Source organism: Streptomyces sp. NBRC 109706 (assembly GCF_000974485.1).
In the GTDB taxonomy this organism is placed as follows: Bacteria; Actinomycetota; Actinomycetes; order Streptomycetales; family Streptomycetaceae; genus Streptomyces.
Map to the genome: position 1 here is coordinate 108,018 of NZ_BBOM01000013.1, position 22,357 is coordinate 130,374.

Sequence of the window (22,357 nt, forward strand, 5' to 3'; positions counted from 1 at the left end):
AGGCGGCGGCGATCGCCACCACGGCGAAGATCAGAACGAGTCCGGCACTGACGATACGAGCACGAGTCTTGGCATCCACGCCCTCCACGGTACGCGGGCGCGTTCGCTAACCGGTCACCCCGCCCAGTGGCCACTCTCCCAGCGCGGTGTAGCGGGCGCCCTCGGGGAGGGTTTCGCTGTGCATGAGGGTCAGCCGGTCCGCCGTCCACGTTCTGCCTCGGAAGTCGGCGAGGGCGGTGAGCCAGGGGGCGAGCTGGAGGCCGGGGCGGGCTCTGGCCAGGGTGAGGTGGGGGCGGTAGGTGTCCTGGGTGCCGCCGCCGGGGGCGCCGGCGGTGCGGCCGGCCGTCGCGGTGTCGGCGGCCAGCTCGGCCAGCCGGTCAACGTCCCCCTCGACGCCGGCCCACAGATGCCGGCCGCCGAAGTCGCCGCTGCCGGCGAGCCGCAGCGTCAGCGGGGCGCAGGCCCTGGCCGCGTCGGTGAGCCCGTCGTGGAGCGTCGGCAGCTGGTGCCCGTCCACCTCGCCGTAGAAGGCGAGGGTGATATGCCAACCGGCCCGGTCCGTCCACCGCAGCCGGTCGCCCTCGTCGAGGGCGAGCAACGGCTCGACGGCCAGGGCCAGTTCGTCCACCACCTCGGACGGCGGCAGCAGGGCCGCGAAGATTCTCATAGCCGGTGATCGTAAGCCCCGCCTACGATGCGCGGCATGAAGATCAGATCGGGAAGCCCGGCCGATGTGCCGTTGGTGCTGGGGATGTTGGACGGTGCGGTGGAGTGGTTGGTGGGGCGGGGGTGGACGGGGCAGTGGGGGACGGAGCCGTGGTCGGCGCGGCCCAGGGCGGTGGCGAAGGTCGAGCGGATGGTCGCCGAAGGCGATCCGTGGATCGCCGAGATCGACGGGGAGCCCGCCGGCACCCTCACGCTCACCGACGGCCCGGGGCCCGAGGTGGCGCCGGCGGACGAGCCCGAGCGGTATGTGCATCTGCTGGCCACCGATCGCCGGTTCGCCGGCCGGGGTGTCGGCGCCGCGCTGCTGGCGCACGCGGCGGCGGAGACCAGGCGGCAGGGGGTCGATCTGCTGCGCGTCGACTGCTATGCCGGCTCGGAGGGGCGGCTCGTCGCCTACTACGAGGGCCAGGGGTTCAGCCCGACCGAGACGTTCACGGTGGGCGACTGGCCGGGTCAGGTGCTGGCGATGCGGGTGGCCTGACGAGGGGGCGCGCCCCGGGCGGCGTGCGCCCGGGGCAGGCGTCCCTCACGCCGGGCGGACGGCCGCCGCCGCGCCGGCGGGCGCCGGCTCGACGTCGCGCGGCACCAGGGCCACGCCCCGGCTGCCGGCACGCAGGCTGATCCGCAGCCGCAGCCCGCCGACCCTGGCCAGGATCAGGGCCACGCCGACGGCGGCGGCCAGGCAGACGGCCGCGCCGCTGATCAGCCCGATCCGGGCGCCGAAGGCGTCGCTGAGCCAGCCGACCAGCGGTCCGCCGAACGGGGTACCGCCGACGAACACCATCATGAAGAGGCTGATCACCCGGCCCCGCATCGCCGGGTCGCTGCCGAGCTGGATGGTGGAGTTCGCGGTCACCTGGAACGTCATGCCGGCCAGCCCGATCAGCGGCATCATCAGCGCGAACACCAGGAACGTCGGCGCGGCGGAGGCGATCAGCAGCAGGATCGCGAAGACCGCGGCGGCGGCGACGGTGAACCGTATCCGGCTGCTGCCGCGGCGCGCGGCCAGCAGCGCGCCGATCACGGATCCGGAGGCCATCATCGAGTTCAGCAGACCGTAGGTGCCGGCGCCGGAGGCGAAGACCTGGTCGGTGAAGGCGACCAGCCAGATCGCGAAGTTGTAGCCGAAGGTGCCAATGAAGCCGACCAGCACGATCATCCAGAGCAGGTCGGGGCGGCCCCCGACATACCGCAGGCCCTCGCGCAGCTGTCCCTTGGCGCGCGGCTGGCGCTCGGCGGGGATCAGCTCGGAGGTGCGCATCATCAGCAGTCCGACGATGGGCGCGATGAAGGACAGCCCGTTGGCGAGAAACGCCCAGCCGCTGCCCACGGCGGCGATCATCACGCCGGCGACGGCCGGGCCGATCAGTCGCGCGGACTGGAAGTTCGCGGAGTTCAACGAGACCGCGTTCCGCAGCAGCGCCGGGCCGACCATGTCCGAGACAAACGTCTGCCTGGCCGGGTTGTCGACGACGGTGACCAGGCCGACGATCAGCGCCAGCGCGTACACGTGGTAGACGTTCACGACGCCGGTGAACGTCAGCGCGGCGAGGGTGAGGCCGGTCAGGCCCATGGCTATCTGGGTGCCGATGAGCAGCTTGCGCTTGTCGAGCCGGTCGGCGAGTACCCCGCCGTAGAGGCCGAAGAGCAGCATGGGGAGGAACTGGAGCGCCAGCGTGACGCCGACGGCGGCCGCGGAACCGGTCAGTTCGTGGACCAGCCAGTCCTGGGCGATGCGCTGCATCCAGGTGCCGATGTTGGATATCGACGAGCCCATGAAGTGGATGCGGTAGTTCCGAACCCGGAACGAGCTGAAGGTGGATACTTTGTCGGTGGCGGTCAGGGATGCGGGTGCGGAGCCTGCTCCGGTTCCCGGACTCAAGGGTGACTCTCCTCTGTACTGTTCCGTACTGGTTGTGCCGTTCTCTGTTTCTTTACTTCTTCGCTTCTCTTGCTTCTCTGCTGATGGTGCTGCCCGCGCTACAGGTGCGCGAGTTTGTGGAGGATGGGGGCGGCGGCACGCAGCGCGGCCCACTCCTCCTCGTCCAGCTCGTCGGCGAGCCCGGCGAGCCAGGCGTTCCGCTGGGCGCGGCTCGCCGCAAGCATCTCCTCGGCCTGGTCCGTCGCGACCACCAACTTCTGCCGCCGGTCCTCCGGATGCGGCTGGAGGGCGACCAGATCCCGGTCCTGCAGCAGCGACAGGATGCGGGTCATCGACGGCGGCTGCACATGCTCCTTGCGGGCCAGCTCCCCCGGGGTCATCGCCCCGCAGCGGGCGAGGGTGCCCAGGGCGGACAGCTCGGCCAGGCTCAGTGTGCGGTCGACGCTCAGGTGGCGCATGCGCCGGGAGAGCCGTAGCACTCCCACCCGCAGGGTGTTGACCGCCTCGGCGTCCTCCGGACGATCCATCGCGTGAGGCATGAACACCACCGTTCGCTCATTAGCTTGCCTAACGAAATATAAGACGATTGGTGGCCCCTGTACATTCCTTAGGGCCGAAGTAGTGAGCAACCCCACGAAGCTCACCCGTTTCCCGGCCACGGGTACGCTGAGCCGGCGGGTCCATCGGGACGGGTTCACGGCACATGGGAGGCGGCGCGATGCGCTGGGGCGATCTGGCGGACGGCAAGCGGGAGGCGCCGGAACCGCTGGAGGGCAATCCGGTCCGCACGGTGCTGATCGGCACGGTGCTGTGGGCCGCGCTCTTCCTCGTCCAGCTCCCGTTCTACGGCTGGTTCGACGACCACGACCACACCTGGTGGCTCTGGACCTGCGCGGCCGGCGCCGGCCTCGGCCTCATCGGCCTCTGGTACGTCCGCGCCCGCGACGCCGCCCTCCGCCGGGCCTCGGCGGAAACGGAAGCCGGCGCCGGCGACCGCTGAGGCGCGGGACGCCTCAGCGGCGGGCGACGCGATCAGCCGGCGAGGGCGGGCTCGGCCGGCTCGGTAGGTTCGTAGTCCGGATCGGCCCAGACGAGCCGCGCGGAGATGTCCGGATCCCGCCGGAAGGAGCAGGCCGCCAGCCGGAGCGAGCCGAGACGCAGCCGACGCGCCCCGTCCACGCTGGTGACCTCCACCTTCCCGTCGTCGAACTGCATCCCCCAGGCCGCCACCCACGCGTCCTCGTTCTCCCGGTACACCTGCATCACGGCGAAGAGGCGCGGCAGCTGGCATTCGACCAGCCCGCGCAGGCTCTCCTCGAACGTCTCGATCGGCGGTTCCGTCATTTCTCGTTCTCCCTCAGCGAGTTGGAGCTGCCCACATCATGCTAGGCGCTTACGTAAGCCTGAGGTATCACTCGAAAGCGTTAGTTCAATCTGTCGAATGAGGACCTAGGATCGATCTCGAACCGGCGATCAAGGGGGCGGTACCCATGACCAGTTCTTCGGCCCAGCTGCGGCGGCTCGGCGCGGAGTTGCGCAGGCTGCGCGAGCTCACGGGGCGGACGCAGGGCGATCTCGGCGCGGTGCTCGGCCGCACCCACGCCAGCCTGGTGAACTGGGAGCGCGGCAAGACCAAGATCAGCAAGTCCGATCTAGCGTACCTACTCGCGGAGTTGCGGGCCCCGGCCGAGGTGCGTCGGGGCCTGGAGGAGCTGCGCGTCGCGGCCAACCAGGGTCGCTCCCCCTGGGCAACGTACGACCTGCCGGAGTGGATGCGGCCGTTGGTCAGCTTCGAGGAGGACGCGGTCCGGGTCGAGACCTTCGAGCCGGTGTTGGTCCCGGGCCTGTTGCAGACCGAGGAGTACGCGCGGGCGCTGCATGAGGCGGGCCATCACAAGGTGGCGCCGGAGTTTGTGGACAAGTGGGTGGCCGCCCGGATGAAGCGACAGGAGCGGCTTACCGGGAAGCGGCCCCTCAAGCTGCATGCGGTGATCCCGGAGGCGGTGCTGCGCCTGGCCGTCGGCGGGCCCGATGTGCTGCGGCAACAACTCGCCAGGCTGCATGAGGCATCCACGGCCAGGAACATCACCATCCAGGTGCTGGCGGCGGACCGCAGCGGTTACGGTGGCGCGGCCAGCAATTTCCTGGTGCTGAACTTCGCGGACCCGGGTCTGGACCCACCGCTCGCTTGCTTCGACGGCCCGTTGGGCGGCTATATGATCAGCGACGAAGGCGATGTGGCGACCTTCGCGTCGATGTTCAAGGACCTGAGCCGAATGGCACTCTCCGCGAAGGACTCCACGGAGCTGCTGGCCAAGGCCCTTGCCGAACAACGTGGGAAAGGCTCCACCCCATGACCGAGTCCCCCAACTCCCCCTGGCGCACCTCCTCCTACAGCAATGCGGGCGGCAACTGCGTACAGATCGCCCACCTCACCGAGAACACCGTCGCCATCCGCGACAGCAAGGCCCCGGGCTCCGGAACCCTCCGCTTCACCCCGACCCAGCTCACGGCGTGGCTGGAGAGCATCAAGCGCGGGTAATCGGCTCTACAGTCGCAAAGGGCACAATGGACAATCTCGGGCACTTAGATATCCCGAACTGCCGCGTGCTGAGCAAGATCAGCCACCCGAAGCAACGAAATGACACCTGGCTCGTCCGCTGTGGCGGCCAGGATGCGATAGCTAAGCGATATCGACTGCTGTCAACGCGTTCTGTGTCGGAGCTGTGCACATTCGAGTCGCAGCTCCGCTCGGGTGGGGTGCTCGCCCCAGAACTCGTCTATCGCTCGACTCACGCGCCACTGGTCGTTCACAAGGCCGTGCCCGGACGTCACATCACGGATCCAACCGTTGACATGGTCACCGACTGCGCACGGACGTTCGCGGCACAACTGCTGGCGTTACGCGGGACAAGGGCGAGCTGGGCCCCCACGCGGCCGAAAGGACTTCCCAGAAGAGGGCGTAGTGCTCTTGAGGCAGGCCCCGACCCGATCGTTCGAGCGCTGATCACCAACTCCTGGCAGGACATCGCCGACCGGGCGAGTGGGGTCCCGTCGGGTAGCCACGCCGACTGGCGTGCGGACAACCTGCTGTTCGCTGGCAACCGTCTCGTCGCAGTACTCGACTGGGAGGACCTGATCAGCGTGCCCGCCGCCGAAGCCGTCGGGTATGCCGCAGCGGCTCTGACCCACAGCTGGCGTGACGAGATCTATGCACCGGTGACGCTGGACCCTATCGAAGTCTTTCTGTCGTGTGCGACGGAGTGCGGGGTTCTCACACCCCAATCCATAGGTCAGGCCCGTGCCGCCGCCCTCTACTCGGCAGCCGTTCGCCTGGCTGAAGACCAAGCGCGCGGCGTGGCGGTTACCACCGGACGTGAGCTGTGCAAGGCACTACGAGCCGCACCATGAACACGATTCGCGTGTTGCACATGCCCTCCCACCTCACCTATGTGGCCAAACTGGCGGGGGACTCGTTCCGTCCCGTCACACCGCCCAGGTCTCCATCCACGCGGGTGGCGGATCTGCTCGCCATGGGCGACTGGAGCTTCTTCGACGTTCTCCACCTCCACACGGTCGAGTTGACGTCACTGGGCGAGTTACGCGGCCTGGTCCACAGGCTCGGCCAGTCGGGCAAGCGGCTTGTGGTCACCGTGCATGATCTACGCCCCAACATCGAAAGCGACCTGGCTGCTTTCCGTCTCAAGCTGGCGTTGGTCGTGGAACGCGCCACCGTGGTGCTGACCTTGACCAGTGCGGCCAGAGACGAACTGCGGTTTGTGGCTGGGCCCGGTCAAGCGGTGCGTGTCGCCCCCCATGGGCGAGCACTGGCAGAGGAAGCGATGCAGCCGAACCGCCTTCCCGCGGCGAGCGGGGGCTATGCGGTCTTCGGAGCCCTTCGCCCGAACAGGGATTTACTCTCGGTTGTCAGCGCCTGGCGGAACCTGCCGGCTCCTCGCCCGCGGTTGCGGCTGCTGCTGCGTTCCGTCAGCATGGACGACCGCACGCGGTATCGGAATCTGCTGGCATCCCTCGAACAAGTGGTTCGATCTGACACGAACTTTCAGTTGGATATCGCACCTGAGATGGTGTCCGACCGTGCGCTCGTCGACTGGCTTGAAGGAACCCGAGCGCTGATCCTGCCCTATCGGTCGATCACACACTCCGGGCAGTTGGAGCTGGCCTGCGACCTTGGGCTTCCGGTTCTCGCGCCACACGAAGAAACGCTCCGCGATCAACTCCTCACTAACGGATGCGAGAATCATCCGGTGGCGTGGTACGCGTACGACGACCTGAGGACAACAGCCTTCGTCAGTCACCTGCAACGCGCGCTGACGCTCCCCTATCCCGCACAGGTTGACCAGATCCGCCTGCGCACTCTCCGCCCCATCGAACATCTTCGCCTCATCGAAACTCATGCCCAGGCCTACGGCCTGAGCCTGCCGCCTCCACCTGAATAGGACATTGCCATGGAAAAGGAAACACCAAAGATCTCGCTGACCGGGATCAAGCCGACCGGCGAACCCCACCTGGGTAATCTCATCGGGGCCATTCGTCCAGCGCTGAATCTCACCGAGCAGTACGATTCGATCTACTTCATCGCGGACTACCATGCTCTCACCAGCATTCGTGACCCGAAGCTGCTGCGGCACTACACACGCTCGGTGGCCGCGACCTGGATGGCAGCGGGACTCGACCCCCAAGAGACCATCATCTACCGCCAGTCTGATATTCCGGAGATTTTCGAGCTGCACTGGGCTCTGTCCTGCGTAACCGCCAAGGGGCTCATGAACAGAGCGCACGCCTACAAAGCCGCACGGGACCAGAATGCCGCAGCAGGTAGGGATGATCTCGACGCCGGGGTCAACATGGGGCTGTACAACTACCCCGTACTGATGGCCGTTGACATCCTGATCATGGGGTCCGACGTTGTCCCGGTCGGCAAGGACCAACTGCAACACGTCGAGTACGCGGCTGATATCGCCGGAACATTCAACCATCTCTACGGGGACGCCTACGAATTCAAGATCCCACAGGCAGTCGTCCCGCAGGAGGACACCGGCCGAACATTGCCCGGCCTGGATGGCAGAAAGATGAGCAAGTCCTACGACAACACCATTCCACTATTCCTTCCGGAGGGAAAACTCAAGAAGCTGGTCCGTCGTATCCCGACAGACAGCACCTCGGTTGAGGAACCGAAGGATCCTGACAGCTCCTCTGTTTTTCAGATCCTGGAACAGTTTGCCACTCCTGAGGTTATCGCCGACACTCGGAAGCGGCTGATGGCCGGAGGAGTCGGCTGGGGCGAGCTCAAGAACCAGCTCTTCGAGGTACTCAACGAAGAACTTACCCCCATGCGCGAGAGGTACAACGCTCTCATGGAGCCGGACAGCCAACTGGAAACAGTTCTCTCAGAAGGAGCAGAGAAAGCACGCGACCGAGCACAGAACCTGCTGGGTTCCGTCCGCTCTGCCATCGGCATCAGCCGCTAAGGGACAGTAAAGTGATCAACGAAGCGGCTGTCCGCGGTTTAGCCAGGGAGTTCTGTTCATTCCTGCGATCCCCCAGAGAAGAATCAGACTCCCGATGGCAGTCCTCGGCGCGAGATATCGCTTCTTCCCCGGACATCGCAGCAGACGACCTACAGAAGCTGTGGAACGTCGTCCTCGCCTTTGACGACACGCTTCACCAACATATTCACAGCCCTCTTCCGCTGTCCAGACCTGTGGTTATCGTGGCAGGAAGCGGTAAGGAGAGCTTCAAGACGTTCAATGTGAGCACGGCGGCAACCCTTCTCGCCGCCGCTTCCGGGGCATGCGTAATCAAAGGCGTGTCGGCATCCGTATCCGCCGTCTCAGGCTCTGCCGATGTGCTCACCGCCCTGGGCATTCCATTTGTAACCAGTCCAGACATGATTCCGCGTGCACTGGACCGTCACGGGCTCGCGTTCGTCTCCTACTCGTCCTTCTGCCCTCAGTACGCGAAACGCTACGACGGTGTCTTCTCAACGCTGACACCGTTTAGCTTCTTCATGCCCCCCAGCGTCCTCGCTGTTCAGGCCGAGGCCTTTGTGTACGGCATCGCGGACGCCCGGGTGGGCCTGACCGCACGAGCGGTGGCGACGGCTCGCCCGGATATTCCCCGTGGCACGGTCGTCTCCACCACCCTCGCGCCGGGAACGGTAATGGACGAGGGCGCACCCTATGGCCTCAATTACCGCGCCGATCTCGACAGGGAACGCATCACCGTCTCGATTGCCTCGCGGCCGACGGCGCCGGAGAGTTGGGGTGTCGCCGTCCGGCAGCGTGCCAGTCATACCGGCAACGCGGCGCGAATTACTGCGGCCCTGGCCCCCGATGGCTGCGAATCCAGCGCGCGCCTGGTGGAACACAACGCTGCTCTCATTCTGTGGGAGTACCACGGGCGCAGGTTGAGCCAGAGCCGACGCTTTGAAGAAGGTGCGCGCGACACGACTCGAAGGCCGAGCCGCTGACCTTATGAGTCTGTTACGAGTCCCAGGAGAGAAACGGCAATCTCGTGTGTGCTGAGGCAGTCGAACCGTTGGTGAATCTACCCGCCGTCGAAGAGCGCCTTGGGACCCTCCGCACCCGTTTCTCCCATGCGGACGGGGCAGAATCGGTGCTGCGCCCCGGGGTCGAAGACCTGCACGTCGTCACGGGCTTCGGCCCAACCAACGCACCCACCGCCGGAACTCTGTCCGTGATGATCGGAACCGTGGAGTTGCAGCGACGCCTGAACGTCCCTGTCACAGCTGTCATATCCGAGTTGGGCGCCTGGAACTCGCGCAACGTCGCATGGGCCCGGCTGGAGCAGGTACGTGACCAGATGCTGGAATTCCTGCGTGCGCTCGGGTTCGACGAGACCCAGGGGAGGCTCAGATCGCATGTGGATCTGGACAACCTCACACGGGCAGGAAAGATCGCCCGATTTCTTGGTCGGCGTGATTTCCTGGAGCACCGGGAGGAGCTACTCGAACTCTACGAAGATCATGGGCTGCTTGGCAGTGAAGTCGGGCTGACAGTCGATGCGCTGTACACGGTCGCCGATATTCTGGAACCGGCGGATCGAGGCCATCACCACGTTCTGATGATCTCGGGCCTGGAAGAGGCATATTTCACCGAGCTGGCCAGGCTGGTTGTCACACGGCAGAAGTCTTCCGGGAGTACATCCCTTAACTGGTCCACTAAAATCGGCGCCCTCTATTTTCGCGTCATCGAGGGCTTAGCTGGATACCCCAAGATGTCCAAGAGCATACCGGACTCCGCGATTCATCTGGGCATGGAAGCCGATGTTCTTTCCGTCCGAATCACTAGCGAGTCACCGGCCGATCAGAGAGCCCTGATGAGCGCTATGGAACTCGCGAGCGGATGGGATCTGGAGACCCTGAACACGGCGCGGTACGCCTATCAACATCGCGACAAGAATCAGGCGGCATGGGGGAAGGCCAAGGAGCACTACCTGACCACCTTCCTCACCTTTGCCGAACAGTGGCGCGCATGTGCTCGGTGAGCGGACCAGGGCAACGCCGGCTGATCATCATCCTGGGCGCCAGTGGCAGGCTGGGGACGGCACTGCTTCCACATTTGCTGAACTTAGATGTGGATATCGTCGGCATCTGCCGCAAGCAGCCCACCGGGCCTTGTACACGTGCCCGGTGGCTGTTGGCAGACGTCGCAGATCACCAGAGAGCCAACCGGGCCGCAACCGAACTTGCACGACTCAGTACGGGATATCCCCAAACGGTGTTGATTGATCTCTGTCTCGACCGATCATCCGTAACAGCCATGCGAGACTCGATCAAATCCGCAGCCCACTTTACGGACTTGCTGGCGGCAAGGGCTGTGAATCGGAGACAGAGCCTCCTGATCGTCACCGCGAGTAGCACGTCGGTGCTGGCCCCCTGGGCTCTGCAGACCCCGTACGGGGTGGCGAAGCGGCGACAACTCCAGCACTACGCGGCTTCTGGCGTCAACGGTTCCGCCCTGCTACTGCCCAAGTTGCGAACCGACGGCTCCGATGCCTGCCTGGGGTTGCCCACCTGGACCTACGAACTGGCGAGTCGGCAGATCACCGCGAGGCTTCAGTCGGATGCTGACAGTGACGCCTTCGTCGTCTATGTCCCAACTGTTCTGACCACACCGATGCCACGACGACGCCGAAAGCTGTTCCTCACCATGCGAGATGTTGTGAGGTGGTGGGGCAAACGCGTTGGCCAACCCAACTCGCCGTTGGCCCACCGAAATGCGAGCCGCGCACTACTGGATCTGCTTCCCCACCACGTGCGCCGACACGTTGACCATCACCTCGCGCCGCCCGGCCTGGTCCAGCGTCTTGCCACCCGTCACAACATAAGCGTCCGCCGGATGACGTCGCCCCCCTGAGCCGAGAGCTCTGCCGCACTCCGGCCGGCTCAGGCGCGGTAGCCCGCCGGGTGGTAGATGCGGAGGTCGCGGCGGCGGACGGTGCGGAGGCCGTTGGCCTCGCCGACGCCGCCGCCGTCCTCCACCACGGCCATCAGGACGAGAGCCACATAGCCCATCAGCCAGCGCCCCACCGACCGCCAGAATCCGGGCCGCCCCCCGTCGGCGGCCCGGACGACTCGGAGTCCCCACAGCAGCTTGCCGACGCTGGCGCGCAGCAGCCACATGCCGAGGACGTGGTTGGCGAACGAGAAGGCCAGCGCGCAGCCGAAGAACGTCAGCACCTGGCCGGGGACCCCGAGACTGTCAGGTGCGACTGTCAGCACCCCGACGAACCCGATCCCCAGGTTCACCAGCAGGTCGGTAATGGTCGTCAGTATCAGCCATCCCTCGCCGGCCTCCTGTGGTGCCACTGTCATGCTCCGTTCCCCCGTATCCGTTCGATGGAGGAAATCTACGAACTGGACGCCGTCGGTTGGGTGTTGACGGGGTCACGGAACCGCTACAGCGGCCGGGGGCCGTCCTTCGCCGGCCGTCAGCAGGGGGCGCGCCAGGCGTCCAGCTCCCAGTTCTTGGCCATGGAGCTGAGGCCGAGGCGGTCGGTCTCGGGGCAGAACTCCTCGGGGGGCAGCTCGTACTCGACGTGGAAGACCGGTTTGTCGGCCTCGATGAACGGGGTGAGGTGGTGGCATTCCGCGTAGGCGGCGCACTCCTCGTTGACCGCGAAGTCGAAGTCGTCGACGAGTTCGGGTATTTGGGGGAGGTCGTTCTTGAGGCCGACGGCCAGGCCGCGTTCGTGGGCCAGTTGGGCAACCATGCGGTTGAAGGTCAGTTGGTGCTCGGCGGTGAGGGGGAAGCCGGTTTCGTTGAGATGGCCGTCGAGGAGGTCGGGTTCGACGGCGTCGAAGCCCTTCTCCGCGCAGCGGTCGAAGCGGGCGGCGAGCAGCGGGCGGAGGGTGTCGGTGGCGCGGATGTCGAGCCAGCGTTCGCCGGGCCAGCCGTTGCCCTCGCCCAGCAGTTCCTCGGGGAACGCGTCCGCGTCGGGGCGGAAGTCCTCCCAGGCGCCGACGTTGACATAGCAGATGACCCGGATATCGCGTTCATGGAGCGTCGCGACATCGTCGGCGGTGGCCTCGAAGGCGTCGATGTCATAGACGTCGACGGGGAGTTGGAGGTCGAGCCGGCCGGTCAGCTGCCACTGCCAGTCGAGGCCGGCGGTAGGCCGCCAGCGGTCGGGCTCGGCCTCCGCGCCCTCCCGGTCGGCGGAACAGGACACCAACAGCAGCGCGGCGCCTCCGGCAAGCGCCACGCGGCGGACCGCCGTCAGTCGAACCACCTGGCCGTCTCCAACTCGGCGGCGCGGTCGGGGTCTTCGAGGAGCGCGGCCAGCTCGAAGCGGCGCGGCCACTGGCCGGTGGCCCAGGCGAGGCCGGCGGCCAGACCCTCGAACGTGGCCGCGTGCAGGGCCCCTTCGGCGGTGAGCCGCCAGTCGACCTCGCGGCCCTCGATGACCAGGCCGTCCTCGTGCTCCAGATATTCGGCCGGGGTGTCCTCGCCCAGCAACTCCCGTGCGGCGGCCGGCACTTCGCGGCGCTGCCCGTCGTCGGGCGGGGTGGCCGGGATGGCGGCGCTGAGCAGTCGGACGTCCAGCACCGCGGCCAACTCCCTGGCCAGCTCCGGCGGTACGGGCAGCAGCGGGCGGCTGTCGGCCAGCGGCAGCAGATCGGGCGCGTCGGCGACCAGCGCCTCGCCGGCCTCCACCACCCGCGCCTCGCCGTCCACCACCGCGCGCAGCCGGTCGGGGAGGGTGACCTCCTCCGGATCCAGCTCCGCCAACAGGCCGTAGAGACCGTGGAGTTGGCCGGGAGAGACCTCACGTTCCGGATCGCCGAGGCGGGCCAGCAGCTCGGCGGCGCCGCCCGGTTCCGCCAACAGGGCGGCCGCCGTGGTGCGCACGCCGAGGGCGCGCAGCACCTCCTCGTCGGCGTCGGCGGTGTCGGCGTCCTCGTAGAGGCCGTCCAGCAGGGGGTCGCCGGCCGTGGAACGGAGCCCGGCCGGACGTCGACCGTCCAGCACGGGGGCGCCGCGCAGCCACCAGGCGGTATAGGAACGGCCGCGTTCCACCGTGCCGTCCGGCATCCGCACCCGTACCCGGGTGGTCAGCGCCTCGCGCAGCGGGGAGCGGCCCAGCAGCTCAAGGACGCGCGGCCAGCTCGCGTCGTCGACCAGCTCCAGGTCCCGCACGGCCAGCACCTCGGCGGCCACCGGCGGCAGCGCGGCGTCGGGCAGCGCGTCCAGCAGGTCCTCGCACCAGACGTCGACCGAATCCAGCAGGCCGACGTCGTCCGGCTCGGCGAACGCCCCCTCGCGCGGCTCCAGTTCGTCCGGATCGAGCACCACATCGTTGGCCCGCACCAGCACGAAGTCGGCCTGCACCCCCACCGCCGTGAGGGTGCGCTCACCCCACTCCTCGGCCAACTCGCGGTCGCAGGCGGCGAGTTCGTGCTCCCTGATGACCTGCTGGAACACGCTGCCGGGGAAGACCAGCTCGCCGGCCGGGGTGAGTTCGCCGGTGTCGTCCGGCAGGGCGAGGGCGGCCAGCCAGGGCTCGTCGCCGGGACCGAGGTCGGCGGCCCTGACCAGGGTCAGCACGGTGGCGGCCAACTCGGCGGCCGGCACGGCGTCCTCGTCCCATACGTCCAGATCGCCGGACGCGGCGACGGCGGTCCGCACCTGGTGGGTGTCCAGCACCGCGCGGGGTGTGGCCGGCTGGGCGCCGAGCCGTTCCAGCAGCGGGTGGGCCGCCTCCGGATGCGCCACCTTCAGGCCGAGGCGCCCCAGCTCGGCCGGCTCGGTGCCGGGCGTGGGCAGCAGCACCCGGGACGGCCCTATGGTGGTGCGGCCGTCGGCCAGCGGCACCGGCAGTCCGGTGAGCAGCTCGGGGTCGACGCCGGCCAGCGACTCGTAGAGCCGCCACCACCAGCCCGGGGGGCGTTCCACGCCGGCGAGACGTTCCACGATCTCGCCCAGCGAGACCCGGTCGACCTCCAACACCCGCAGTTCGGCGCGGCGTTCGAGGCCGGCCGGCAGCAGTCCGGGGAACAGCTCGGCGAGCACGGCGACCGTGTCGGCGCCGGCCCGTTCCACCAACTCGGCCTCGGTGGGCCGCAACGCGACCGGCGGCTCGCTCTCCGCCGGCTCCTCCCCCGCGCCGACGGCCAGCGGCTCCGCCGGCTCCGGCGGCTCGGGCGCCGTGACATCGACGGCCGCCCTCGGCAGGAACGCCGTCATGGGCAGCAGCTCAAGCACCAACTGGCGCAGCCGGCCGTCCAGTTCACCCCGGCCCAGCGGGCCAGGCACCAGATCGAGGATCTCCGGGGTGACGGGCCGCCAGTCCGCGAGCAGCGCGGCATAGGCCTCGGCGGCGCGGGCCAGCAGAAAGTCGGTGAGCGGGCCCGGCGCGACATGGCGCCTGGTGGGCTCCAACGGGAAGCTGCCGATGAGCAGCGCCGGCAGCCCCAGCGTGTCGTCGGTGGGCGTCGGCGCGTGCAGCACCGGCGCGCTCGCCGGCGGGCTGGGGGCGCCCTCGGCGTCCACCGGGACGGCCCAGCTGATCGACCAGTGCCGCCGCTCCCGCTCCTCCAACGGCCGGTCGGCCAGCAGCGTCTCGTCCGCCTCGCCCTCCAGCGCGGAGATCCGCCAGCGCGTCGACCGGACGGCGCTGCCGGCCGGCCCCGGCTCCTCGGTGATCTGCGTATAGGGGCCGAACTGGCGGCGGGTCAGGGCCCGCAGGCCGCGCGGGGTGTCCAGCACCACCTCGGTGAGCGCGGGCAGCGCCAGCAGCAGACTGTCGTCCACCGCGTCCAACAGGCGGTTGGCCAGATCCTCGGCCGCCGCGTCGCGCAGCGGCAGCCGCAGCACCGTGTCATAGCCCTCGGGCACCTCGACCCCGACCGACGGCAGCGGCAGCCGCAGCAGCGGGACGGCGTGCCGTTCGTCGGCCCTGCGGTCCAACTCGGCCAGCAGCTCGGGGGCGTCGGCGGCGGCGGCGCGGGCCAGCTCCGTCGACTCGGCCAGCGACCAGCGGACCCCGCCGGCCGCGCCCGCGATCTCGGGCCGGTCGCTCACGGCGAGGACGGCGGCGAACCCGACTCCGAACCTGCCGACGCCCGAGGCGTTGCCGGAACCGCCGCGTTTGGCCGAGGCGCGCAGCGTCGACAGCGACTCCACGCCGGCCGCGTCCAGCGGCGCCCCGGTGTTGGCCGCCGACAGCACCCCGTCCCGCAGGGTGAGCCGCAGCCGTCCTGGCTCGCCGGCGCGCTGCGCGGCGTCGCCGGCGTTCTGCGCCAGCTCCACGACCAGTCGGTCGCGGTAGCCGCCCCTGGCCAGGTCCTCCTCGGCGTTGGCGTCCTCCCGGAACCTGGCCGGGGAGTCCCGCCAGGCCCGCAGCACGCGCTGTCGCAGCCGCTCGGTGTGGAACGGATCGGCGAGGCCGGGGAACGGATCATCCGCGTGGTCGATGGTCACGCCCCGACACTATCGCCGTCCGGCGGCCCGACCGCCCCCGGTCGCTCGTTTGTTCGGCTCGACACGGAGGGGGGTGCCGCGAAGTGCCACGTTCGACGCTCGATGACCGACATATCCTTTCTGCTCCTCGCGGGCGGCGCGGTGGGCCGGCGGTCGTCAACCGGCCGAGGCCCCGGCGCCCGCGCCGGCCGGGGGTGCGGCAGAGGTCAGGGGAGGGACGTGTGGTGGGGGAGGCTGGGGAGGGCGCCGGGGTGGGTGGTGGTGAGGGCTGCGGCGTGGGTGGCGCGTTCGGCGGCGGCGAGGAGGGGGCGGCCGGCGAGCAGCGCGTCCAGCAGCGCGGCGCAGAACGAGTCGCCCGCCGCCGTGGTGTCGCGGGCGACGACCGGGCGGGCCGGCAGCCGGTGGCTGTGGCCCGCCTCGTGGACCAGGCAGCCGTCCGCTCCCAGGGTGACGACCAGCCGGGGCACCCGGAGGCGGCGGACCCCCTCCGTGAGGTCGGTGGTGCCGGTGAGGGTGGCCAGTTCGAACCGGTTGGGCACCAGCAGGTCGACCCGGTCCAGCAGGGTGGGCGGCAGCGGCAGCGCCGGGGCCGGGTTGAGGGCGAACAGGCCGCGCGTCGCCGCGGCCGCCGCCTCGACGGCGGCGAGCGGGATCTCCAGTTGGCACAGCACCGCGCGGGCCGCCGCCAGCGCGGGCGCCGCCGCCGCGACCGCAGCCGGGGTGACGGCGGCGTTGGCGCCAGGCGCCACCACGATGGTGGAGTCGGCGCCGCTGTCCCGCAGCACCACGGCAAGTCCGGTGGGCCCCGCGACCCGCGCCAGCCAGGCGGTGTCCACGCCCTCCGCACGGAGCGCGGCCAGCGCGGACGCCCCCTCCGCGTCCTCGCCGACCGCGCCCAACAGGCCGACCGACCGGCCCAGTCGGGCCAGCGCCACGGCCTGGTTGGCGCCCTTGCCGCCGGGGCCGCGTTCGACGGCGCCGCCCAGCACCGTCTCGCCGCGCACCGGTGGGCGGTCCACATCGACGGTGAGGTCGCCGTTGACGCTGCCGACGACCAGCACGTCGGGCGCCACGTCCGGTACCGCGCGGACCGTCATGGCAGGGCCCTTCCGAGCCGGTCGACGGCGGCGATCACCCGGTCCCAGAACGCCTCGCGTTCCAGGGTCATGGCGACCTTGGCGTTGGGTTCGAGCCCCAGATAGCCGTGCAGGTCGACGACGGTGGCGCCCCGGGTGTGGGTGCCGGTCAGTTCGATCGCGACATGGGCGTCGACACAGCGCACCAGCGCCGGGTCGATGACCCGGGCGACGGCGACGGGGTCGTGCAGCGGGGGCGCGGCGAAGCCCCAGAGGCGTTGGTAGGTGGAGCCGAAGAAGGTCATCAGCTCGGCGCAGAGCGGCCCCAGCGGTCCTTCGAGCGCCCGCAGCCGCTCGACCACATCGGGGGTGACCAGGGCCTGGTGGGTGATGTTCAGCCCGCACATGGTGACCGGGACGCCGCTGGCGAAGACGATCCGCGCGGCCTCCGGGTCGACGAAGATGTTGGCCTCGGCGTAGGGGGTGACGTTGCCCCGGTCGGCGGAGCCGCCCATCAGCACGATCTCCCTGATGCGCGGGGCCACTTCGGGGTGTCGGGTGAGCAGCAGCGCGATATTGGTGAGCGGTCCGGTGGGGATCAGCGTGACCGGCTCGGGGTGGCCGGTGAGGACCCGGTGCAGCAGGTCGACGGCGTGCTCGTCGAGCAGTCCGACGGTCGGCTCGCCGAACGCGGGCCCGTCCAGGCCCGATTCGCCGTGCACATCGTCCGCGATGCGCAGCGGCTGGGTGAGCGGGGCGCCGCAGCCGGCGGCGATCGGCACGCCGGTGATGCCGGCGACGGTGCAGACGCGGCGCGCGTTGAGCGTGGTCTTGGCCACCGTCTGGTTGCCGGCGACGGTGGTGATCGCCAGCAGTTCGACGGCGGGATCGCCGGCGGCCAGCATCAGCGCGATGGCGTCGTCATGGCCGGGGTCGCAGTCGATGATGACGGGGGTGGGCACGGGCGGCTCCTGCTCTCTTCCGGCCCGGCGGCTGGGCACCGGGCCAACACACTTCTACTGACGGTGAGTTGACGTATCCCCTGGCGGGTCCTGACGGGCCGTCAGTCGCGGCCGGCGAGCCAGCGGCAGATGTTGCCGAAGAGCACCGGGTAGCCGGGCCAGTCGAGGAACTCCTGGGGGCACCAGTGCGGCGCGATGTCGGAGGCCCAGGCCAGGGTGCGGCCCGCGCCCTCGGTGCGGACGGCGAGCAACGGGTCCCCGTCCACCTGGGCCAGCAGGGTGGCGTCCGGGCTGAGGCCGAACCGGTTGTAGCCCAGCAGCGCCGGCCAGTCGCCGGGGACACCGGCCAGGACGGGGTGGCCGGTGGCCAGCACGGACGGTTCGACGCCCTCCGGGGTCTCCACCCGGTCGTCGTAGGGGGAGATCTCGGCCGGCAGCACCGCCTCCACCGGGGTGCGGTGGAAGAAGCCCTTGCCCTCGAAGCCCTGGAAGCTGAGGTAGCCGCCGGCCATGGCAAGCCCGCCGCCGGCCGCGACCCAGGCGGCCAGCGTCTTCAGCCGGTTGGGGCGGCGGCGGCCGTTCAGCCAGGTGTCCTGGTGGAGCAGCAGGCTGTTGGCGCCGATGTCGGAGAGCAACACCACGTCGTAGGCGTCGAGTTCGGCCACGCTCCCCGGGAAGGACTCCGGCACCAGATGGGCCGGCAGATGGGTGACCTCGATGCCCTGGCCGGTCAGGGCCTCGGTCAACGGCTCGGCGCCGGTGTGGAAGGTGACCGAGGTGAACGCGTCGAAGCCCTTGTAGTGGGTGGACTCGCTCACCCAGGACTCGCCGGCGAGCAGGACACGGAGCGGGGAGGTCATGAGGTGGATCCCTTCGCGGCGGCCGTGAACACGGCGGCCGGGTTCAGCACGAGCAGTCGCCGCAGATCGTCAGGGGTGAGCCCATGGCGACGCAGACGGGGCGAGAAGCTGGTGATCAGATGGTCATAGCCGAAGCCGCCGTAGCGGGTCAGCATGGTCTTGACGAAAACATCGCCGGAGAGCAGCAGCCGCCCCCCGTGGCCGGCGGCGAACAGCGCGGCCAGGGCGCGGGCGTTCTCCTCGTCCGACGGGGACTGGGCGTCCTGGTCGGCGAAGTAGAACTCCAGGCCGATCATGTCGTACTCCAGCCAGGCACCGCGCTCGGCGAGCGCGTGCTGGTAGGCGATGTCGCGGTGGCTGGGGTTGAGATGGCACAGCACGGTGGCGCAGAGATCGCCGCCCTCCTCGGCCACCACATCCAACACCCGGTGCCCGTGCCGCTCCCAGCCCGGGAGGTGCACGGAGAGCGGCACCCCGGTGCGGCGCTGGGCGCGGGCGGCGCCACGCAGCACCTTCTCCTCGGCGGGGGTGAACGCGGCGGAGACCCCGATCTCACCGATCAGCCCCGCCCGCACCCCCGGCGCCTCGGGCGCGCCCTCGGTGACCTCGCGCTCGATACGGTCGGCGATATCGGCCACCGACATGCCACGCACCTCGGGCGGATGGCTGGGCTCCAGATAGAAGCCGCAGCCGGCCACCACCTGGACACCGGTGGCCGCCGCGATCCTGACCAGCCCCGGCAGGTCACGGCCGATGCCGGTGCAGCTCTGCTCGACCACCGTCCGCCCGCCGACGGCGGCGAACCGCCGCACCTCGGCGACGGCCGTAGCCTCGTCGTCCAGCCGGCAGTTGTCCAACGACAGGAACGGGTCGTTGCGCAGCCGCCCCAGATACTCCATCCGCAGCGGCCCGCGCGCGATCGTCCACCCCTCGGCGTCGTCGTCCACCGGCGGATGCCAGCAGGAGGCGCAGTCGTTGAGCAGATGCTCGTGCATCAATGTCACGCCCAACTCACCGACCGGCACAGGCCCGTTGACCGTGGTCACCGAGACGGCGTCGGGGGTGCGTGTGGTCATGACTTCGCCTCGGAGAACCGGGAGAAGAGCCGGGTGTTGGCCAGCACGGCGGCCAGCAGGATGGAGCCCTGGACGATCTGCACATAGAACGGGTTGACATGGCTCAGCTGGAGCCCGTTCTCGATGAAGCCCAGGGTGAGCACGCCGAGCACCGTGCCGAACACGCTGCCCCGGCCGCCCAACAGGCTGGTGCCGCCCAGCACCACGGCGGTGATCACGGTGAGTTCGAAGCCGACGCCCTGGTTGGACGAGCCGGTGCCGAGCCGGGTGGCCACCAGCACGCCGGCCAGCGCGGCGGCGATCCCGCAGAGCGTGAACACCGCCAGACCCACCAGCCGCACATTGACCCCGGCGCGGCGCAGCGACTCCCCGTTGCTGCCCAGGCCGATCACATACTGGCCGAACGGCGTCTTGGCGTAGACCACCCAGACGACGGCGGCGAAGCCCAACGCCACCACGGCCGCCGCCGGCACACCCGCCAGCTTGCCCTGGCCGAGGAAGCCCACCCAGCTGTCGGTCGGCAGCGCGACCGAGTAGCCGTCGGTCGAACGCAGCGCCACGCCCCTGATGATGCCCATGGTGGCCAGCGTGACGATGAACGCCGGGATGCCCTGGTAGCAGCTGAACCAGCCGTGCAACCCGCCGGCCACCGCGCCCATCACCAGCACCAGCAGAAACGCCGGCGTGGGACTGGTCCCGTGGTCCACCAGGATCGCCAACAGCGCGCCGCTCAGGGCCAGTACGGACCCCACCGACAGATCGATGCCGGCCGTGGTGATCACCAGCGTCATGGCCACGGCGACCACCAGCACCGGCGCGTTCTGCCGCAGCACGCTCAGCACGTTCTCGGTGCTGAGGAACGTGTCGGCGGTGAACGAGAAGACGATCAGCACCACCAGCAGCACCGCGCCGATGGCCACCGTGTGGATACGCGGCCCGAGGAACGCGTGCAGCCGGGCCGACCGGTCGGTCGCCAGCCGTTCGACGCGCTGCTCGGGGGTCAGGGTGGGGGCGCTCACGCCGCCTCCTTCCGGGGGTTACCGCCGACGATCTCGGCGACCAGCTCGTCCAGGCTGGCGCGGTGCGCGTCGAGTTCGGTGCGCACCGTGCCCTCGTACATCACCGTCAGCCGGTCGCAGACCCGGAACAGGTCCTGCAGCCGGTGGGTGATCAGGATGACGCTGACGCCGCGCGCCGAAACCGTCCTGATCAGCTCCAGCACGGTCTCCACCTCGGAGACCGCGAGCGCGGCGGTCGGCTCGTCCAGGATCAGCACCTGTGGGTCGAAGGAGACCGCGCGGGCGATGGCCACCGCCTGCCGCTGGCCGCCGGAGAGGTTGCGGACGGTCACATTGGTCAGCGGGATCCGGATGTTGAGCGCCGCCAGGTTGGCCGCCGCCCGCTCGTGCATCCGCCGCTTGTCCAGGAACAGGCCGCCCAGGCTGCGGGGTTCGCGGCCCAGGAAGAGGTTGGCCGCCACATCCAGGTCGTCGCAGAGCGCCAGGTCCTGGTAGACCATCCCGATCCCGGCGTCGCGCGCCTCGCGCGGGGTGGTGAACGCGACCCGTTCACCGTTGATCCGCAGCTCGCCCGAGTCCGGGACGACCGCGCCGGCCAGCACCTTCATCGCGGTGGACTTGCCGGCCGCGTTGTCCCCGACCAGGCCGACCACCTCGCCGGGACGCACCCGGATCGTCACCCCGCGCAGCGCCTCGATCAGTCCGTAACGCTTGCGGACATCCGTCATCTCGACCCGGAACTCCGGGCCCTGGCCTGGCGCGCTCACTCGAACGTCGCCCGGAAGTCGTCCACGTTCTCCCGGGTGACCACCGTCACCGGAACGTCGATCCGCTCCTCGACGGACTCCCCGCCGGCCAGCGCGACGGCCGCGTTGACGGCCTCCTCGCCCTCGGCCCTGGGGTCCTGCTGGACCACCCCGGCGACAAAGCCCGCGTCGATGCCGGCGATCGCCTGTGCCGTCAGGTCCCAGCCGAAGACCGCGACCCGGTCCTCGGCGCCCCGGCTGCGGACGGCGGCGACGGTGCCGAGCAGCGCGGGCTCGCCGGTCGCGTAGACCACGTTCACCCCGCTCTGCGCGGTCAGCAGGTTCTCGGCGGCGGTGGCCGCGCCCTCCTGGGTGTTCTCGCCGTCCACGGTCTGCGCGATCTCGGCGCCGCGCTCCTCCACCGTGGCCACGAAGCTGTCCTTGCGGAGGTTCTGGATATAGGAGTTGAGCGCGCCGACCACGCCGATCGACGGGGACACGTTCTCCTGCTCGGCCCAGTCGGCGACGAACTCGCCTATCTGCGCGCCGGCTTCCTCGTTGTCCACGCCGACCTGCACCGAGACGGCCGGATCGTCCACGATGGCGTCCACCGCGATCACCGAGACGCCGGCGCTGTCGGCAGCCTGGATGGCGGGCTTGATGCCCTCCACGTCGATGGCCACCACGATCACCGCGTCGAAGCCCTGCTGCACGAAGTTCTGCACGGCCTGGTTCTGCTGGGTGGGGTCGTCGTTGGCGTTGAAGATGGTCAGGCTGACCCCGGCGGCGTCGGCCGCGTCCTGGGCGCCGGCGTTCATCTCGTTGAAGAAGATGGCCTGTTGGTTGATCTGGACGAGGCCGATCCTGACCTCGCCGTCGTCCTCGCCCCCGCCCCCGCCGGAGCCGCCGCCGTCGTTCTCCCGGGAACAGCCGCTGAGCAGCGCGCCGCTGAGCGCCACCGCGAGCAGCCCCGCGACGGCCCTGCCGAGATGCCGGTTTCGCATGAGATTCCTCGTCTCTGCCTTGTCCCCGCCTGCCGTCA

23 protein-coding genes are annotated in these 22,357 nt (G+C 69.5%); 9 read left to right on the forward strand and 14 right to left on the reverse strand.

The genetic code is table 11. The features are described from left to right. Positions 1–106: 106 nt before the first annotated feature. The gene (gene thpR / locus AOM46_RS29110) at positions 107–667 is read right to left on the reverse strand and encodes an RNA 2',3'-cyclic phosphodiesterase (protein ID WP_062217094.1); all 561 of its coding nucleotides are present in this window, start codon (positions 665–667) and stop codon (positions 107–109) included. A gap of 36 nt (positions 668–703) precedes the next feature. Here thpR and AOM46_RS29115 point away from each other — a divergent pair, with 36 nt between their 5' ends. Continuing rightward, positions 704–1,207 (forward strand): GNAT family N-acetyltransferase, encoded by a 504-nt coding sequence (locus AOM46_RS29115; protein WP_062217097.1) that lies wholly within the window; start codon positions 704–706, stop codon positions 1,205–1,207. Positions 1,208–1,252: 45 nt separating this feature from the next. Here the strand turns inward: AOM46_RS29115 and AOM46_RS29120 are convergent, their stop codons facing one another. Next, positions 1,253–2,608 carry an MFS transporter gene (locus AOM46_RS29120; RefSeq protein WP_062217099.1) on the reverse strand — a complete coding sequence of 452 codons (1,356 nt, stop codon included), beginning with the start codon at positions 2,606–2,608 and terminating at the stop codon, positions 1,253–1,255. A gap of 98 nt (positions 2,609–2,706) precedes the next feature. Then, positions 2,707–3,147, reverse strand: coding sequence for a MarR family winged helix-turn-helix transcriptional regulator (locus AOM46_RS29125; RefSeq protein ID WP_062217418.1), 441 nt, complete (start codon positions 3,145–3,147; stop codon positions 2,707–2,709). A gap of 179 nt (positions 3,148–3,326) precedes the next feature. On the opposite strand from AOM46_RS29125, the gene AOM46_RS29130 reads away from it, so the two are divergent. Next, a complete protein-coding gene (locus AOM46_RS29130; protein WP_062217101.1) occupies positions 3,327–3,608 on the forward strand; it encodes a DUF2530 domain-containing protein in 282 nt (93 codons plus the stop codon). Between the two features lie 32 nt (positions 3,609–3,640). Here AOM46_RS29130 and AOM46_RS29135 read toward each other — a convergent pair whose 3' ends face one another. Beyond that, positions 3,641–3,952 carry a hypothetical protein gene (locus tag AOM46_RS29135; RefSeq protein WP_062217104.1) on the reverse strand — a complete coding sequence of 104 codons (312 nt, stop codon included), beginning with the start codon at positions 3,950–3,952 and terminating at the stop codon, positions 3,641–3,643. Between the two features lie 146 nt (positions 3,953–4,098). Between AOM46_RS29135 and AOM46_RS29140 the strand changes: the two genes are divergently transcribed. From AOM46_RS29140 to AOM46_RS29165, 7 genes are all read left to right on the forward strand, one after another. Beyond that, positions 4,099–4,965, forward strand: coding sequence for a helix-turn-helix transcriptional regulator (locus AOM46_RS29140; protein WP_078857299.1), 867 nt, complete (start codon positions 4,099–4,101; stop codon positions 4,963–4,965). Continuing rightward, a complete protein-coding gene (locus tag AOM46_RS29145; RefSeq protein WP_062217107.1) occupies positions 4,962–5,150 on the forward strand; it encodes a DUF397 domain-containing protein in 189 nt (62 codons plus the stop codon). The genes AOM46_RS29140 and AOM46_RS29145 overlap by 4 nt, the downstream gene beginning before the upstream one ends. 26 nt (positions 5,151–5,176) lie before the next feature. After that, a complete protein-coding gene (locus tag AOM46_RS32635; RefSeq protein ID WP_078857300.1) occupies positions 5,177–6,019 on the forward strand; it encodes a phosphotransferase in 843 nt (280 codons plus the stop codon). Further along, on the forward strand, positions 6,016–7,068 hold the full coding sequence (locus AOM46_RS29150) for a hypothetical protein (RefSeq protein WP_078857301.1): 1,053 nt from the start codon (positions 6,016–6,018) through the stop codon (positions 7,066–7,068). Before AOM46_RS32635 ends, AOM46_RS29150 begins: the two co-directional genes overlap by 4 nt. A 9-nt stretch (positions 7,069–7,077) precedes the next feature. Then, positions 7,078–8,100 carry a tryptophan--tRNA ligase gene (locus tag AOM46_RS29155; protein WP_062217113.1) on the forward strand — a complete coding sequence of 341 codons (1,023 nt, stop codon included), beginning with the start codon at positions 7,078–7,080 and terminating at the stop codon, positions 8,098–8,100. An 11-nt stretch (positions 8,101–8,111) separates the two neighbouring features. Continuing rightward, positions 8,112–9,101, forward strand: a complete 990-nt coding sequence (locus tag AOM46_RS32640; protein WP_078857302.1) for a hypothetical protein — start codon at positions 8,112–8,114, stop codon at positions 9,099–9,101. Between the two features lie 68 nt (positions 9,102–9,169). Then, complete coding sequence (locus AOM46_RS29165; RefSeq protein ID WP_158920754.1) at positions 9,170–10,138, forward strand: hypothetical protein; 969 nt, start codon at positions 9,170–9,172, stop codon at positions 10,136–10,138. Positions 10,139–11,039: 901 nt separating this feature from the next. Here the strand turns inward: AOM46_RS29165 and AOM46_RS29170 are convergent. The 10 genes from AOM46_RS29170 to AOM46_RS29215 form a co-directional block, all read right to left on the reverse strand. Beyond that, positions 11,040–11,468: an RDD family protein gene (locus tag AOM46_RS29170; RefSeq protein WP_078857303.1), complete on the reverse strand. Its 429-nt coding sequence runs from the start codon at positions 11,466–11,468 to the stop codon at positions 11,040–11,042. Positions 11,469–11,584: 116 nt separating this feature from the next. After that, complete coding sequence (locus AOM46_RS29175; RefSeq protein ID WP_078857304.1) at positions 11,585–12,358, reverse strand: endo alpha-1,4 polygalactosaminidase; 774 nt, start codon at positions 12,356–12,358, stop codon at positions 11,585–11,587. 14 nt (positions 12,359–12,372) lie between these two features. Next, a complete protein-coding gene (locus tag AOM46_RS29180; protein ID WP_234314102.1) occupies positions 12,373–15,576 on the reverse strand; it encodes a sacsin N-terminal ATP-binding-like domain-containing protein in 3,204 nt (1,067 codons plus the stop codon). Between the two features lie 206 nt (positions 15,577–15,782). Further along, on the reverse strand, positions 15,783–16,673 hold the full coding sequence (locus tag AOM46_RS29185; RefSeq protein WP_062217129.1) for a PfkB family carbohydrate kinase: 891 nt from the start codon (positions 16,671–16,673) through the stop codon (positions 15,783–15,785). After that, entirely contained in the window at positions 16,670–17,614 is a 945-nt protein-coding gene (locus AOM46_RS29190) for a nucleoside hydrolase (protein ID WP_078857305.1), read from the reverse strand. The genes AOM46_RS29185 and AOM46_RS29190 overlap by 4 nt, the downstream gene beginning before the upstream one ends. A 101-nt stretch (positions 17,615–17,715) precedes the next feature. Next, positions 17,716–18,474 (reverse strand): glutamine amidotransferase, encoded by a 759-nt coding sequence (locus AOM46_RS29195; RefSeq protein ID WP_062217132.1) that lies wholly within the window; start codon positions 18,472–18,474, stop codon positions 17,716–17,718. After that, the gene (locus AOM46_RS29200; RefSeq protein ID WP_062217134.1) at positions 18,471–19,550 is read right to left on the reverse strand and encodes a phosphotriesterase; all 1,080 of its coding nucleotides are present in this window, start codon (positions 19,548–19,550) and stop codon (positions 18,471–18,473) included. Before AOM46_RS29200 ends, AOM46_RS29195 begins: the two co-directional genes overlap by 4 nt. Beyond that, on the reverse strand, positions 19,547–20,569 hold the full coding sequence (locus tag AOM46_RS29205) for an ABC transporter permease (protein WP_078857306.1): 1,023 nt from the start codon (positions 20,567–20,569) through the stop codon (positions 19,547–19,549). The genes AOM46_RS29200 and AOM46_RS29205 overlap by 4 nt, the downstream gene beginning before the upstream one ends. Continuing rightward, positions 20,566–21,336, reverse strand: a complete 771-nt coding sequence (locus AOM46_RS29210; protein WP_199824082.1) for an ATP-binding cassette domain-containing protein — start codon at positions 21,334–21,336, stop codon at positions 20,566–20,568. Before AOM46_RS29210 ends, AOM46_RS29205 begins: the two co-directional genes overlap by 4 nt. Further along, complete coding sequence (locus AOM46_RS29215; protein ID WP_062217137.1) at positions 21,333–22,319, reverse strand: substrate-binding domain-containing protein; 987 nt, start codon at positions 22,317–22,319, stop codon at positions 21,333–21,335. The genes AOM46_RS29210 and AOM46_RS29215 overlap by 4 nt, the downstream gene beginning before the upstream one ends. Between the last annotated feature and the right edge of the window lie 38 nt (positions 22,320–22,357).